A 14,909-nucleotide genomic window follows, 5' to 3' on the forward strand; every position below is an offset into this window, starting at 1 on the left:
TTTGCTCCATCCGGAAATCCTTTCTGTGATTTGCTATACCATGCCCAGACTTGACGGCACTGAATGCCGTAACTGAGGATGAAACAGATGAGTGAGAAGCCGAAGAAGTAAGGAAACAACTCCATGAGCGAGGGACAGTTGGGCGGAAGAGCCTAGACAGGCAGACCTCCAGACGTCAACGCTCATTGCGTCACAGTCCCGCTAGTGTTTGCCGCGATGCTTCGCAAAGATGGCCAGCGTCCGATCACGCTCCTCGCTATGATCCACGATGGGCAGCGGATAGCCTTTGGCGAGGGCCTTGCCATCCTTGGGCGGAGCCAGGAAGCGCGCGGGTGAGACTTCGCGCAGCTCGGGCACCCACTGGCGGATGTAGAGACCTTCGGGATCGTAGTTCTTGGTCTGGGTCCAGGGATTCTGGATGCGGAAGTAAGGGGCCGCATCAGCGCCCGTGCCAGCGCTCCACTGCCAGCCGCCGTTGTTGCTGGCGTTCTCTCCATCCACCAGATGCTGCATGAAGAAGCTCTCGCCCTGCTTCCAGTAGCAATGAAGGTCCTTGGTGAGGAACATGGAGACGATCATGCGCACGCGGTTGTGCATGAAGCCGGTGGCGAGCATCTGGCGCATACCGGCATCCACGATGGGGAAACCAGTCTTGCCCTGACTCCAGGCTTCGAAGTCCTTGTCCGTTCCCGGCCAGGGCATGCCGCGAAACTCGGGCGCGAACTCCTCTTCAAACACTTCGGGATACTTCCACAGGATGGCCATGTAAAACTCACGCCAGGCCAGTTCCTTGATGTAGGTCTCGATGGACTTGTGAGCATTCGGCGTCTTCGCCTCGGCCATGGCAGCGGAGCAGCGTGTGTAAAGCTCACGGATCGAGATGAGCCCGAAGCGCAGATCCTGACCTAACCGGGAGGTTGACAATCCAGCAGGGATGTCGCGCCTCTGGAGGTAACTCATGAGCCTGCCGTTCTCGATGAAGTCCTTCATGCGCTCGCGCGCTGCTTTCTCCCCGGGAGCGGGCAGATCGGCATCGGTGGCGGGCAGTTTCCAATGCTCCAAGGTCGGCAGCTCATCACTTGGGATTCGCTTCGCCGGGCCCAGGCTTTTCAAGCGACCATGAGCCTCCGTTTTCTCCTTCGTGAGCCAGTTCCGTGAGTAAGGTGTGAAGACGCGATAAGGTCCGCCATCGCCAGTGAGCACCTCTTCTGCCTCATGCAGCACGCGGTCCTTAAAGCTGAGACATTCCACATGATGCCGCGCACAAACCGCCTGCACCTTCTTTTCCATTTCACGACCGTAGGGGTCGTAGTCGCGATTGAAGTAAACCGCCGTCGCTTTGGTCTCCTTGATCAGCTTTTCGATCTCCAGATCCGCCCGGCCCGTGCGTAGGATGAGGCGGCTGTCGATGGCGTGCAGGTTCTTCGCCAGGGAGTCAAGGCACCCGCAGAGAAACTGCTGACGGATGCTGCCGGTCCAGGCGTGGTCCTTCTTCCAGTCACTGAGCACATACACGGGCACCACCTGCTCACTCGCCTTCGCGGCTGCGCTCAGCGCAGGATTGTCCGTGAGGCGGAGGTCGCGCCGGAACCAATGGATGACGGTGTCGTGTTTGGGCATTTGGCAAGGCTACGCCCTCCAGTGAAGGAGGGCGACAACATTGAGAGAACAGTGATAAAATCCTCTCGGTTTAACCCAAGCGCAGATCCAGCGTGAGCGGGAACTCGGGTATCTGAGGGATTTGAAGCGGCGTGAACTTGCCCTGAGTATGACCATTGGTGAAGAAGCGCGCCAGGCGGCGGCTTTCGGCCTCATAGCTGTTCACGGGGAAGGTGTCATAGCTACGACCGCCTGGATGTACCACGTGGTAGGTGGCGCCGCCGAGGCTGCGCTGGTTCCAGGTGTCCACAATGTCAAAGGTGAGCGGGCTGTGCACGCCGATGGTGGGCTGGAGGCACTCGCCGGGCTGCCAGGCGCGGTAGCGGATGCCCGCCACGAACTCGCCATTGGTGCCGGTGGGATGCAGGGGGACCTGACGGCCATTGCAGGTGATGACGTAGCGGCCAGGGACGAGACCACTGGTCTTGACCTGCACACGCTCAAGACTGCTGTCCACATAGCGTGCAGTGCCGCCGGAGGTCCCTTCCTCACCCAACACATGCCAGGGCTCCAAAGCCGTGCGGATATCAAGATGCACACCGCGCTGGGTGATGGCTCCGATGGCCGGGAACTTGAACTCGAAGTGCGGCGCAAACCACTCGGGCTTGATGTCATAACCGAAGTCCTGCATGTCCGAAAGGACATCGCAAAGGTCATCCCAGACGAAATGCGGCAGCAGGAAACGGTCATGCAGATCCGTGCCCCAGCGGACGAGCTTCTGCTCATAGGGCTCCTTCCAGAACCGCGCGATGGCAGCGCGTAACAAAAGATGCTGCGCGAGGCTCATCTCCGCATGTGGAGGCATCTCAAAGGAGCGCAACTCAACGAGACCGAGCCTTCCCGTGCTGCTGGAAGGGTCGAAAAGCTTGTCGATGCAGAACTCACTGCGGTGAGTGTTGCCGGTGAGATCGGTGAGGATGTTGCGGAAAAGGCGGTCGACGAGCCAGGGTGGCGTGAAACCTTTTTCCGCTGTGTGGCGGTCCAACTCCTTGAAGGCCAGCTCAAGCTCGAAGAGGCCGTCATTGCGCGCCTCATCAACACGTGGATGCTGGCTCGTCGGGCCGATGAAGAGTCCGCTGAATAGATAGCTGAGGCTCGGATGATTATGCCAGAAGCCTAACAAGCTTTTCAGCAGATCAGGACGGCGCAGCAAGGGCGAATCCTTCGGACGCTCACCACCGAAGACGATGTGGTTGCCACCACCGGTGCCAGTGTGACGGCCATCCACCATGAACTTCTCCGTGCCGAGGCGGGTGAGGCGGGCTTCCTCATAAAGAATGGTCGTGTTGTTCACGAGCTCCTTCCAGGTCTTCACCGGGTGCATGTTCACCTCGATCACGCCAGGATCAGGAGTGACCTTGATGACATCCAGGCGTGGATCAAACGGCGGCGGTGTGCCCTCGATGATGATGGGCATCTTCATGGCCGTGGCCACGTCTTCGATCGCCGCCACGAGATCAATGTAGTCCTCCGTGGTGGTGACGGGTGGCATGAACACATGCAGGCGACCGTTGCGCGGCTCAAAGCAGATGGCGGTGCGGATCACCGCCGAGGCCGACTCCTGCGGCAGCGGCATGCGAGCTGATGGATCGACATTGACATCGTCCTCCAAGGCCTCAAGCGGGTCGAGCTTGCGACGCTCGGGCTTGCCCTGGCCAGCGTATCGGGTGGCCGCGTAACTGGAAGGTGTTTCAGGGGATCCAGGCATGTCCTGAAGCCATCCGGCGACCTCACGCAAATAATGCTGACGGCTGTCCGGACGGGTCGGGAGATCAGGCCAGTCGCTGGCAGGATCGGTGGGGTAGATCCACGGGTAGTCCGTGGCACTCACCCATGGCAGGCTGTCCAGCGGCAGACGCAGGCCCATGGCCGAGTCACCGGGAATAAGATGCAAGGAGTCATCCCGCACAAACCACGGACCGCTTTTCCAGCGTTCCTGATCACCATAAGTCACACGCTCCAGCGGCAGGATGTAACCCACGATCTTGTCCAGTCCTTGCTCAAAGAGGCGCGCCAGACGGGCACGCTCCTCCTTGTTGCTGAGGTTGGATTTAAAAACATCCACGTTCACTGGCAGACGCTTTTCTTTCCAGAGATAGTAGTAGACGTCCTCATAGGCCTGCTTCAGCCAGCGTGGATTCACACCGAGCGCAGCAGCCGTGGCGAGACCAAACTTCTTCGCCTCAGATTCGCCGAAGCCATAGTCGATGGCTTCATCCGCGATAAGCGAGTCGTCCGTCCACATGGGCACACCATCCTTGCGCCAGTAGCAGCCGAGCGCCCAGCGTGGCAGGGACTCGCCAGGATACCATTTGCCCTGGCCATAATGCAGCAGGCCTCCAGGACCAAAGCGATCACGCAGACGCTTGATGAGCTCGCCCGAAAGCAGACGCTTTTTGGGACCGACCGCGGCGGTGTTCCATTCGTCGCCCTCCACATCGTCAATGCTCACAAAAGTCGGCTCACCACCCATGGTTAGGCGGATGTCACTTTTGACGAGATCATCATCAATGCGGTGCCCGAGCTTCTCGATTTCGGCCCATTGCTCCTCCGTATAGGGCTTCGTGACACGCGGTGATTCATAGATGCGCGTGATCGCCATCTCATGGACGAACTCGACCTCGCACTTGTCCACGCCACCACTGATCGGCGCGGCACCTTGAGGGTCCGGAGTGGCCGCGAGAGGGATGTGGCCTTCACCCGCCAGCAATCCAGATGTGGGATCAAGGCCCACCCAGCCTGCGCCTGGCAGATAGACTTCACACCAAGCATGCAGATCGGTGAAGTCCTGCTCCGCGCCGCTGGGGCCATCCAGCGACTTCACGTCCGGCTTGAGCTGGATGAGATAACCGCTGACAAAACGTGAGGCGATGCCGAGGTGCCTGAAGAGGTTCACCAGCAGCCAGGAGGAGTCACGGCAGGAGCCGCTGCACAGTTCCAGAGTTTCCTCAGGGGTCTGCACGCCCGGCTCCATGCGGATGGTGTAGCGCATGTCCTTCCAAAGCATCTGATTGATGCCCACGAGGAAGTCGATGGTGCGCACAGGAACGCTACCGTCCTTGAGCACATCATGCCGGATCTGACGCAGATACGCGCTGAGCAGCGGGGTCACCGGAGATTTGCGCTGAAAGGGCTCCAGCTCATGCAGCAGCACCGGATCATACTGAAAGGGCACGGTCTCCGCCTGAGGCTCCAGGAAGAAGTCGAAGGGATTGTAGACCGCCATCTCCGCCACCAGATCGACCTCGATAGCAAACTCCGTCGTCTTCTCCTCGAAAACGAGACGCGCGAGGTAATTGCTCTGCGGATCCTGCTGCCAGTTGATGAAATGTTTTTCTGGAGTGACGCTCAGCGAGTAGCTGAGCACCGGGGTTCGGCAGTGCGGAGCGGGCCTCAGTCGGACGACCTGCGGGGAAAGAGTTACCGGACGATCGTATTTATACCGTGTGACGTGACGGAGAGCGACGTGAATGGCCATGCTGGGGGAGGTTGGTAACCTATCTCCAAAGCAAAGCGCGTGCCAGCGCGCCTCCCCCATAAAAAAGAAAAAAGTCTCGTAACACACATGTAAATTCCATGTAATGACTACGATGAGCTCTCTCCCAAGCCCTGCGTTCTCACGTCTTTTACGGGCACTGATGTCCTGCTTCGCGGTGCTCACCGCCTCCGCGCAGGACCCTGCCCCTAGCTTCATCGGGACTTTCCATGGACTGGTGGATCGAACAGCCAGCGAAGTCTGGGCCAACTCCACCCTCGGGGCGAGGATTGAGCTCATCGTGGCCGCCAACAAAACCTACACGGGAAAATTGATCAGCCAGGGAACGCCTCTAACCTTCAGTGGCACGATCGTTGAGATAAGTCCTGGAGAAGGCTCTAGCACGACGACGATCAACCGTGGCAGCCTGCCTGCCCTGACGCTGGATCTGGGATTTGCGAGTGATGAGCTGACAGGCGCCGTTTCACATCCGGACGGGGGCATGGCGTCTCTCAGCGGCTGGCGCAACGTCTGGCATGCGACCGCGCGCCCCGCCACGCCCTACCTGGGCAGATTTAACTTCTTGATCAGCACGGAGCTGGGCGAGGGAAAGGGATTTGGCACCCTGACCGTGCCAGCCAACGGTGCCGTGACGGTGAGCGGAAAGCTGCCTGACGGAAGCACTTTCAGCACAACAACCTTCGTGGGACCACAGGGACAGGTGCTGCTGTACCAGCCGCTGTACGCAAAGCCCGGCAGCATGACTGGCGCGCTCTGGCTGCATCCGTCCGAAGACGGAATGCTTCCCCGGCTGGATGCCTCTATCCCGCTCAGTTGGTACAAGCCGGACACCGGCTCAACCAGTGATCGATTTTACCCTGAAGGCTTCAATATGAGATGCGAGGTTTACGGCGCGCTTTACCAACCTCCGGCATCGGGAGACATCGCCGCAGGCTTGTATGACGTGAGCAGCAACGGACGTGTGGAAATCCTGGGTGATGCAGGCAGCTCCGAAACACCGCCCAGCACTCATTTCACCCTGACCTCAGCTGGCAAGCTGACGATGGCCGCCGGCGCTGCCAACCTCACCAAGACCGCCTTGGCCGTCAAAATCGCCACCGGGGAGTTTAGCGGCTCCTTCACTCTCACCGACTATGACTACAGCCAGGAAACCGGGGTCGATCGAGATGGCAATCCGATCTACAAGAAGGTGAGACGCAGTGTGAAGTATGAAGGCCTCATCGTGGACAACAACAATTCCATCGGAGGCAACGGCGGCTTCTATCTCCTGCCTGGCATGCCAAACGCACAGGAGAGCCCTCCGGTGCTCTTGACAAACTCCCGGTTATCCATGGGTCCCGTCTCCATCGGCCCCAATCCCCTGGCACCGCCTGCTGCGTTTTTCGGTTTTTCAGCCGTCAGCATCAGCGTCACGGAGGGGGACGTGGCCAGCCTGCCCCTGATGCTTCCAGACGTGATGGATCAGGACTACAAGCTAACCATCAATGTCATCCCAGGCACCGCCACAGCCGCCGACGTCACTTCCACCAAGATCAACATCACCATCCCCGCAGGTGAAACTTTCGCCACTGTGCTTGTGCCGGTGAAAGACGACGGACTCGATGAGGAGCCTGAGACCTTCCGTCTTCAGCTGGTGGACGGCCCTGGCTATGATCTTGCCGATCCGCCTTACTGTGAGATAACCATTGATGATGACGACTACGAGGTCGCTATCTATTCAGACCCGGCACATCAGATCGTTCCCCTGGGCAGCAGTGTCTCCCTCATGGCCGAGGCGGATGGGAGTGATCTGGTTTTCCAGTGGCAGAAGAATAACGCCAACCTTTCAGGCGCCACCAGCAATCCTCTGAAACTCGACAACGTCCAGCTTTCCCATGCCGGGCTCTATAAATTGAAGGTGTCCAATGACATCAACGCGGGAATCTCAGCCAACGGCGAACTCGCGGTGGTTGACACCACAAGTCTGCGACTGATGGCACTAGCCCCAGGTGGCACGGCCACCCTGACTGCCTCTGCCGCAGCACCTCCAGGCACACTGACCTATCAGTGGATCCTCCAAGGTTCGCAGGTGGAAGACGACACAGGCCCCACACCTCGCATTTCCGGTGCCACGACCGCCACCCTGACCATCAAGAACCTCTCGGACGCAGACATTGGAGACTATGTGTGCGTCGTTCGTCAGATAGCTTCCGGCGGTGAGCTGTCTTCGGGAGAATTCCGTCTCCGCCTCCCCGTTACCAAGCCTGACCTGGATGATCTTTCCCTTCCGGGAGGACAGGTCATGCGCCCCTACCATTATGACGTCCTCTATGCCACCGAGTATGAGTCAGCCCCGGGTAACTTCAGCGCCACAGGACTGCCGGCAGGCCTGAGCATCGATCTCAACACCGGTATCATCAGCGGTATTCCCACGGCGGTGGTCACGAATGCCGCCGTGACGATCTCCGCCACCAATCCAGTTGGCACCACCAGCGTGCAGACCACGATCACCATCCTGCCCTACCCCAGCGGTGCCCTCGGCACCTTCCATGGGATCGTGAGTCGGGCGGGAGATGAAGTGGGTTTCAGCATCATCCCCAAAGCGGAAATGGGCGCACGCATCGAAATGCAAGTCTCCAACACAGGCGGCTTCAGCGGCAAGCTGCTGAACGGCGCCAGCTTTCCTTTCAGCGGTCAACTGAGCATGGATGAAGCAGGGCTGCTGCACGGGCTGACCACCGTGCAGCTGGCCGGAAAGAGCGGGCCTCCGTCCTATCTCACTCTGCACTTCGATCCCGGGACGCAGACTTTCTCCGGTTATCTTTCCGAGGTTCGCGACGGCTTGGAACTTGGCATCGGGGTGAACCTGCCGCTCCAAGGCTGGCGGAATGCCTGGTCCAAAACCACCCCGGCCACACGCTATCTGGGGCGCTTCAATTTCACCCTCGGCAGCCAGGGAGATCCCAGCGAGATTCCGGAAGGCACTGGTTACGGAACCTTCATCATCCCGGCATCCGGCAGCTTCAACATTACCGGCATGCTGCCAGACGGAACCGCGTTTGTCTGCAATACTTTCCTCGGCCCCAATGGCCAGCTCCTGCTCTACCAGCCGATCTTCAAGATTCCTGGCAGCCTTCACGGTGCCGTCCAGGTCGTCCTGCCCGATCAGGCCGGCCCGCCTGAAACCCTCCTGCAGCCTGGCGTGGTCACGTCCCTGCAGCCGGGTCCGACATCTCCCGATGAACTTCAGTGCACCTGGAACAAACCGATGCAGGCAGACCCCAAGGACAAATCCTATCCGCAGGGTTTCGGGATCAGCTCATTGACCGTGGAAGGCGGCCTGTATACCCCGCCGGAGGCAGGTGCGGTGGTCATGGATCTTCCGGATGTGACACTGAACGCGCAGCTAAGCTTTTATGCTGCCGCCGGCGGGACGGAGTTCATGCCGCAAAACCTGACTCTCACCTCGGCAGGCAAAGCCGTGATGCCTAGCGGTTCTGAGGCGAACCCCATGAAGCTGACCTTCACCCTGAATGCCGCGACCGGGCAGTTCAATGGCGCCTTCACCCGCCGGGATGAGGATCCTGCGAAGCCGCCTCTGTATGATGACTTCACAGGCAGGCTTATTCGTGCCCAGGGCTACATCACCCGCAGTGCACGTTTCTTCGGCATCATCATCGGCAGCCCGTCACTGGGCGGCGGACCCGAGTCCATGGCCGGCCGGGGATTCTTCACGATACCGGAGATGCCCAGTCCCGATCTGTTTCCACCGGTGACCGTGGCGAATGCGAAGACGATCTCAGGACGGATCACCCTGCTGCGTAATCCTGAGGCACCACAACCGCTGATGGTCACCGTGGGAGAGGGCGGCGTCATGGTTCTGGCAGAGCATGAAAACATCGGTCCCGTGAGAGTTCCTGTGGCGATTCGGCTGACCGAGCCGCAGACCACGCGCCGGAGCTTCACGCTGAGCATCCAGCACGTCACGAGCTCCGCCTCAGATGTCTCGCTTGCCTCCACCTCAGTCGTCATTGAACCCGGCATGACGGAGGCCATCGTGATGCTCACTGCCATCAACGACAATCTCGATGAACTGGACGAGTTCTTTTACCTCAAGCTGTCTGGCGGCCCGGGTTACAATGTCTCGCCCGGCCGGTTGCCCGTCGTCATCATGGATGACGACACCGCTGTGCAGATCACACAGCAGCCGCGAAGCTTCCTCGAACAGACTGAGGGGGGCGTTGGCCTGCGGGTAGAAGCGACGGGCTCAACGCCTCTAACCTACCAGTGGCGTCGGGATGGAGCGGACATCCCGGGTGCCATCCAGCCTGAGCTGAACATCTCCCCGCTCAAAATGACGGATGGCGGCCGCTATGACGTCGTCGTGACGAATCGCGTCAACAGCGTGACGACCAAGGCCAGCAACATCAGCGTCGTCGACAGCAGTGAGAAATTCATCCCGATTGCCAGCGGTGCGAATGCCAGCCTATCACTGAGCATCACCGCTCCTGCGGGCGCGGTGAGCTTCCAGTGGTTGAAGTATCCGTCAGGCATCTCTCTGTCTGACGGCACCCGCATCTCCGGAACCAGCACGAAGACCCTCAAGATTAACAATGCCGACATTGATGACGAGGGGGACTATGTCTGCGAGGTCAGACAACCCGAGCAGATCGCGTGGGAGAATGGCATCCCCATCGGCACCATTCCGGAGACCGTGTTTTACAGTCCTATGCACCATCTGCTCATCGTCACAGAGGCGCCGGAGCTGGTCGATCTTCCGCCGCTGAACCTCCCGGAATCATCAGGAGCCGTCGCGCGGCCCTTCGCCTTCCAGGTAGACTACCAGACAGACTCCTACCGCCGCCCGGCCAGCTTCAGCGCCACCGGCCTGCCCGCAGGTCTAACCATTGATGCCGTCACAGGCCTTATCTCAGGCACCCCGACCGCGGCCGCGCTCAACCGCAGCATCACCATCACGGCCACCAACCCCGCCGGTCAGGACACCAGCACCACCACGATCACCATCGATGCGCTGCCAGCCTACGCGGTGGGCACCTTCCGCGGCTATGTGGAGCGGAATGTGGGCGAGCAGGTGAGCAGCATCCCGGTGGAGTTCCGTGCGCCCTGGGCGGACGCCGAGTTTGGCGGTCTCATCGAGCTTACCACGACAGCCAGCGGCAACTTCAGTGGCAAGCTCACTTACGGTACCAGCACACACAACTTCACGGGCGGCCTGTTTAACGCCCACGGCATGCAGCAGGAAGGAAACGCGATCATCCAGCGCACTGGCAAACAGCCGCTGTTCTTCAAGTTCTCGCTCGATGAGCTGAGCAATACTCTGGGTGGCGCACTGGATATCTCCAGCACGCTCGACACATCCGTCCCAGTTCAAGGGTGGAAACAAACCTGGTCCGCCAGCCGTCAAGCCACCGCCTACGCAGGCAGCTATACCTTCACCCTTCAGACGGAAAGCACCGACCGCTCCCCTGGCGGAGTCGGCTATGCCACCTGCACGGTACCGGCAAATGGATCGCCTTTTGAAGTGAAAGGCCGCCTGTCAGATGGAACACCCTTTGCCTCCTGCACCTTGCTGGGACCACAGGGCCAGTTTGTGATCTACCAGAGTCTCTATGCCCGTCCGGGCAGCGTCCTGGCCGGGCTGCGCCTGGGTGTCGAACCCGACGCACCAGCCGACGGGCCCGTTTTTGTGCTGGGAGAGGGCAGCCTCTACAAGCCGTCTCAAACAGATACCAGCGAAACGCTTTATCGAAATGGCATCGGCCCCTCGCTGGTCGTGATTGAAGGCGGGCGTTCCCTCACACCTCCTGTAGCAGGTCAGGTCATTCTCGACCTGGCCAATCAGGCTGACAACGCCGCCATCAATTTCGCAGCGGCCGGCATCGAGGGGTCGGGGACGCCGCCGGGCACCATCTTCCGCATTCAGCCCAATGGGAGCACCACCATGAAAACGGGTGAGGAAAACCCTGCCAAGGTTTCAGTCACCATCAAGCCGGCCACCTCAGAGTTCAGCGGTTCGCTGACGCTCAAGGATACCAATCCGCTGACCGGCACAACCCAGCTCACGCGCAGTGTGTCCTTCCAGGGTGTGTTCATTCAGCGTCCTGATGGCAGCAAGCTCGGTCGAGGTTATTTCACCTTGAGGCAGCTTCCTGAACCCGGCGTCACCACGGTCACCACAGCTCCCATTTACACAGGCTTCGTCGAGATCATGCCTGGGCCGGGCGCTTTCTGATCACCCCAAGCACGCAGGCTTGAGGTCCCGCCTCAAGCCTGTCCCGGGGTCATCAAAAGCTGCGGATAGTCGGTCATCTGCAGCAGCTTGATGCCATAGCGCTCGGCGATGAGCGGAGATTCAGAATCTGGATACACGTCACGGTAATACACCTCCTTGATGCCGTAGGAGCAGAGCATCTGCATGCAGCTTGTGCAGGGCATGGTGGTACAGGCGATCAGCTTGGCCGAGCCTCGGGTGAAGAGGCTGCAGAGATTCACCTCGGCATGAAGCATGTACTTCCGCCGGGCTTCGCGATCATCCCAAAAACCTTCAGGCGCATTGTAGCCAGGGGCGAGGCCATTGTAGGCCGTGCCGATGACACGGTTGTCTGCATCCAAAGCCACCGCGCCAACCTTGCGATAAGGATCCTCGGACCGCAGACTGGCCACATGGGCGAGCGCCATGGCATACTCGGGGATGCTGAGGCGGTTCTTCGGAGGCTGGGACATGGAGTTATGAAAGGCAGATCAATCCTCGTCGTCCGTGACATTTTTTCCACCGGCGACGATCCCACGCTGGGTGTTGGCCACGAAGTCGACAAAGACCTTGGCGTCAGGTGTGAGCTCGCCAGCGCGAAGTTCCTCGACCGCCTGCGCATTGTTCAGACCGCTGCGGTAGACTTTGCGGAAGGCGAGACGCAGTGCGCGGACCTGATCACGCGTGTAACCCGCGCGCTGCAGGCCCACGAGATTCAAGCCGCGGGCACGGGCCGGATTGCCATCCGCCGTGCAATAAGGCGGCACGTCCTGAACGATTTTCGAGCAGCCACCGATGATGGCACGGGCGCCAATGCGGCAGAACTGATGCACCGCGCTGAGGCCACCGAGGATCACGTGATCATCCACCGTCACATGACCGGCAAGCGTGCCGTTATTCGAGAAGATGACATGGTTCCCGACCACGCAATCATGCGCGATGTGCACGTAGGAGAGGAAGTTGTTGTGACTGCCGATGATGGTCTTCGCTTCAGGAGCGGTGGCGCGGTGGACGGTGCAAAACTCACGGAAGGTGTTGTTGTCACCCACTTCCAGCCAGGTCGGCTCGGCCTTGTATTTCAGGTCCTGCGTCTGCTGGCCGATGGAGCCGTAAGCATAAAATTTGTTAGCCTTGCCGATGCGGCTCGGGCCCATGATCGTCACATGATGCTGAAGCCAGCAGCCATCTCCGAGCACCACATTTTCGCCGATGATGCAGTAAGGACCGATCTCGCAGTCGGCGCCGATCTTGGCGGTGGGGTGGATGATGGCGGTGGGGTGGATCATGCTCGACATGCGCAGTGTATCGGTTCTCAGTTCACGGTTAGCTGGGACAATCAACGATCAGCGGTCAACGACGCTGAACATGAGATCGGCTTCAGAGACGACCACACCATTCACCGTGATGCGTGCGGTGGCCTGGGCGATGCTGCGCTTCACCTTCAACATCTCGGTTTCGATGATGAGGGTGTCACCCGGGAAGACAGGCTTGCGCCACTTCACGTTGTTCGCGCTCATGAAGTAACCGATCTTGCCCTGATGCTCCGGCATCTTCATCAGCACGATGCTGGCAACTTGCGCCATGGCCTCGAGCTGCAGCACACCCGGCATGACCGGATGCCCCGGGAAGTGGCCCTGGAAGAAGGGTTCGTTGATGGTGACGTTCTTCACGCCGGTGCACTTGGTCTCGCCCTCGAGACCGATGATGCGGTCCACAAGAAGGAAGGGATAACGATGCGGCAGCAGCTTCATCACCTGCGTGACATCCAGCACGGCTTCGCCCGTCGGGATGGCCAGCGGCGGCGGCACCATGCTGCGCATCTGCTTGTATTGAGCATCGATGGAGCGCGCGAGCTCCGTGTTCGGACCATGGCCTGGGCGCACGGCGATCACGTGACCCGTGATGCGACGACCGCAGAGCATGAGGTCACCGATGATGTCCAGGATCTTGTGCCTAACGAATTCATTATCAAAGCGCAGCGGCTGCTTGGAAAGCAGCGTCTCACCACGAACGACGACCGCCGCTTCCAGCGTGCCGCCTTTGATCAGGCCTTTCTCCATCAGCGGAGCGATGTCCTCATAGTAAACAAAGGTACGCGCCGGGGCGATCTCCTTCTCATACACCTCGGGATTGATCTCCAGGGAGATGAACTGGGTGAAGCGGCCGCCAGGGCCCACGTTCGTGCAGCTGATGCGGAACTTCTTGTCAGGCACGATGGTCAGGATGGTGCCGTCACGAGTCTCCTGGTAGATCGGCTCGCGGATCTCAAAGACTTTGCGCGGAGCATTCTGGGCCACGATGCCCGCCTTCTTGATGAGTTCCACGAAGGGTTGCGAGCTACCATCGACGATCGGCGGCTCATTGGCATCCATCTCGATGATGGCATTGTCCACACCCATGCCGGTCAGGGCGCTGATCACGTGCTCCACGGTGTGCACGTTCACCCCGCCTTCGGCGATGGTGGTGGCGCGCTCGACCTTCTGCACTTTCTCGACCAGGGCCGGGATGAAAGGTTTGTCCTCCAGATCAATGCGGCGGAACTTGAAGCCAAAGTCCTCAGGCGCTGGCTGGAGCGTGAGGGTCACCTGCTCTCCCGTATGGAGGGAGATGCCGGTGATGGAGGCTGGCTTGGCGAGAGTGTGCTGGCGTTCAGAGGCGGACATGGTTCGGGCCTCTGGTTTTAGCCGGGCGCACTCCCGGGGTCAAAGAGAAAGGATGGCTCTCTCCCCTCTCAGGCCACAGACGCCGTGAGATCCGTCATGGCCGTCCGGGCATCCGAAGGGCCGAAGAACGAGGTCCCGCAGACGAAAAGGTTGGCACCGTGGCGTTTGGCGATGGGGGCGGTGCTGGCGTAGATGCCGCCATCGACCTCCAGGTGATATTTCAGGCCGTGGGCATCGCGGTAATCACGCGCCGCCTCGAGCTTGGGCATGGTTTCCTTCTCCATGAAGGGCTGGCCGCCAAAACCTGGGACCACAGTCATGATCAAAAGGAGGTCAATCATGTGGGCGTAAGGGATCGCCGCATCAAAGGGGGTGTCCGGATGCAGGGCCAGACCGCACTGCTTCCCGGCAGCACGGATGCGCTTCAGGGTGTCAGCCACGGAGGTGTCGTAACGGGCCTCGACGTGGATGGTGATATTATCCGAACCAGCCTTCAAAAAGCGCTCCAGGTAGTGATCTGGGCGATGGATCATCAAATGCACGTCCAAGAACATGGTGGGAGAGGCTTTCCGCACCACGCCGACCATCTGAGGACCGAAGGAGATGTTGTCCACAAAGGCGCCGTCCATCACATCCAGGTGCAGCCACTGGGCGCCAGCTTCCTCAGCCCGGGCCACTTCAGAGCCTACTTTGGACCAGTCGGCAGCGAGGAGGGAGGGAAGGATCAGGGGCGTTTCGTGAGTGACGGTGGGCATGAGGTCGATCAAGCACGCAGCCCGAGGGCCGCGCAATGACGAAGTTTTCATGCCTTGCATGAAGGGTGACGAGGACCAACTGCAGC

At 59.9% G+C, this 14,909-nt stretch carries 7 protein-coding genes; 1 reads left to right on the top strand and 6 read right to left on the bottom strand.

Features of this window, described 5'->3' with window-relative positions:
* Positions 1 to 201: 201 nt before the first annotated feature.
* Positions 202 to 1,620, bottom strand: coding sequence for a cryptochrome/photolyase family protein (locus BGE01nite_RS11435; protein WP_146850595.1), 1,419 nt, complete (start codon positions 1,618 to 1,620; stop codon positions 202 to 204).
* Positions 1,621 to 1,690: 70 nt separating this feature from the next.
* Positions 1,691 to 5,137 carry a transglutaminase family protein gene (locus BGE01nite_RS11440; protein WP_146850596.1) on the bottom strand — a complete coding sequence of 1,149 codons (3,447 nt, stop codon included), beginning with the start codon at positions 5,135 to 5,137 and terminating at the stop codon, positions 1,691 to 1,693.
* Positions 5,138 to 5,249: 112 nt separating this feature from the next.
* Here BGE01nite_RS11440 and BGE01nite_RS11445 point away from each other — a divergent pair, with 112 nt between their 5' ends.
* Positions 5,250 to 11,387 carry an immunoglobulin domain-containing protein gene (locus BGE01nite_RS11445; RefSeq protein ID WP_218032964.1) on the top strand — a complete coding sequence of 2,046 codons (6,138 nt, stop codon included), beginning with the start codon at positions 5,250 to 5,252 and terminating at the stop codon, positions 11,385 to 11,387.
* Between the two features lie 32 nt (positions 11,388 to 11,419).
* On the opposite strand, the gene BGE01nite_RS11450 is transcribed toward BGE01nite_RS11445, so the two are convergent.
* The 4 genes from BGE01nite_RS11450 to BGE01nite_RS11465 all read right to left on the bottom strand — a co-directional run bounded on the left by BGE01nite_RS11450 (position 11,420) and on the right by BGE01nite_RS11465 (position 14,823).
* Entirely contained in the window at positions 11,420 to 11,878 is a 459-nt protein-coding gene (locus BGE01nite_RS11450) for a deoxycytidylate deaminase (protein WP_218032965.1), read from the bottom strand.
* Between the two features lie 18 nt (positions 11,879 to 11,896).
* Positions 11,897 to 12,691, bottom strand: a complete 795-nt coding sequence (gene lpxA / locus BGE01nite_RS11455) for an acyl-ACP--UDP-N-acetylglucosamine O-acyltransferase (protein ID WP_246145707.1) — start codon at positions 12,689 to 12,691, stop codon at positions 11,897 to 11,899.
* A 57-nt stretch (positions 12,692 to 12,748) separates the two neighbouring features.
* On the bottom strand, positions 12,749 to 14,068 hold the full coding sequence (locus BGE01nite_RS11460) for a bifunctional UDP-3-O-[3-hydroxymyristoyl] N-acetylglucosamine deacetylase/3-hydroxyacyl-ACP dehydratase (protein WP_146850599.1): 1,320 nt from the start codon (positions 14,066 to 14,068) through the stop codon (positions 12,749 to 12,751).
* A gap of 68 nt (positions 14,069 to 14,136) precedes the next feature.
* Positions 14,137 to 14,823: a ribulose-phosphate 3-epimerase gene (locus BGE01nite_RS11465; protein ID WP_146850600.1), complete on the bottom strand. Its 687-nt coding sequence runs from the start codon at positions 14,821 to 14,823 to the stop codon at positions 14,137 to 14,139.
* Positions 14,824 to 14,909 lie beyond the last annotated feature (86 nt).

The organism is Prosthecobacter gellanilyticus (genome assembly GCF_007992435.1).
GTDB lineage: Bacteria > Verrucomicrobiota > Verrucomicrobiia > Verrucomicrobiales > Verrucomicrobiaceae > Prosthecobacter > Prosthecobacter gellanilyticus.

Coding starts and splice junctions, on each gene's coding strand:
- BGE01nite_RS11435 (WP_146850595.1), bottom strand. CDS start 1,620: ATGCCCAAACACGACACCGTCATCCATTGGTTCCGGCGCGACCTCCGC.
- BGE01nite_RS11440 (WP_146850596.1), bottom strand. CDS start 5,137: ATGGCCATTCACGTCGCTCTCCGTCACGTCACACGGTATAAATACGAT.
- BGE01nite_RS11445 (WP_218032964.1), top strand. CDS start 5,250: ATGAGCTCTCTCCCAAGCCCTGCGTTCTCACGTCTTTTACGGGCACTG.
- BGE01nite_RS11450 (WP_218032965.1), bottom strand. CDS start 11,878: ATGTCCCAGCCTCCGAAGAACCGCCTCAGCATCCCCGAGTATGCCATG.
- lpxA (WP_246145707.1), bottom strand. CDS start 12,691: ATGATCCACCCCACCGCCATCATCCACCCCACCGCCAAGATCGGCGCC.
- BGE01nite_RS11460 (WP_146850599.1), bottom strand. CDS start 14,068: ATGTCCGCCTCTGAACGCCAGCACACTCTCGCCAAGCCAGCCTCCATC.
- BGE01nite_RS11465 (WP_146850600.1), bottom strand. CDS start 14,823: ATGCCCACCGTCACTCACGAAACGCCCCTGATCCTTCCCTCCCTCCTC.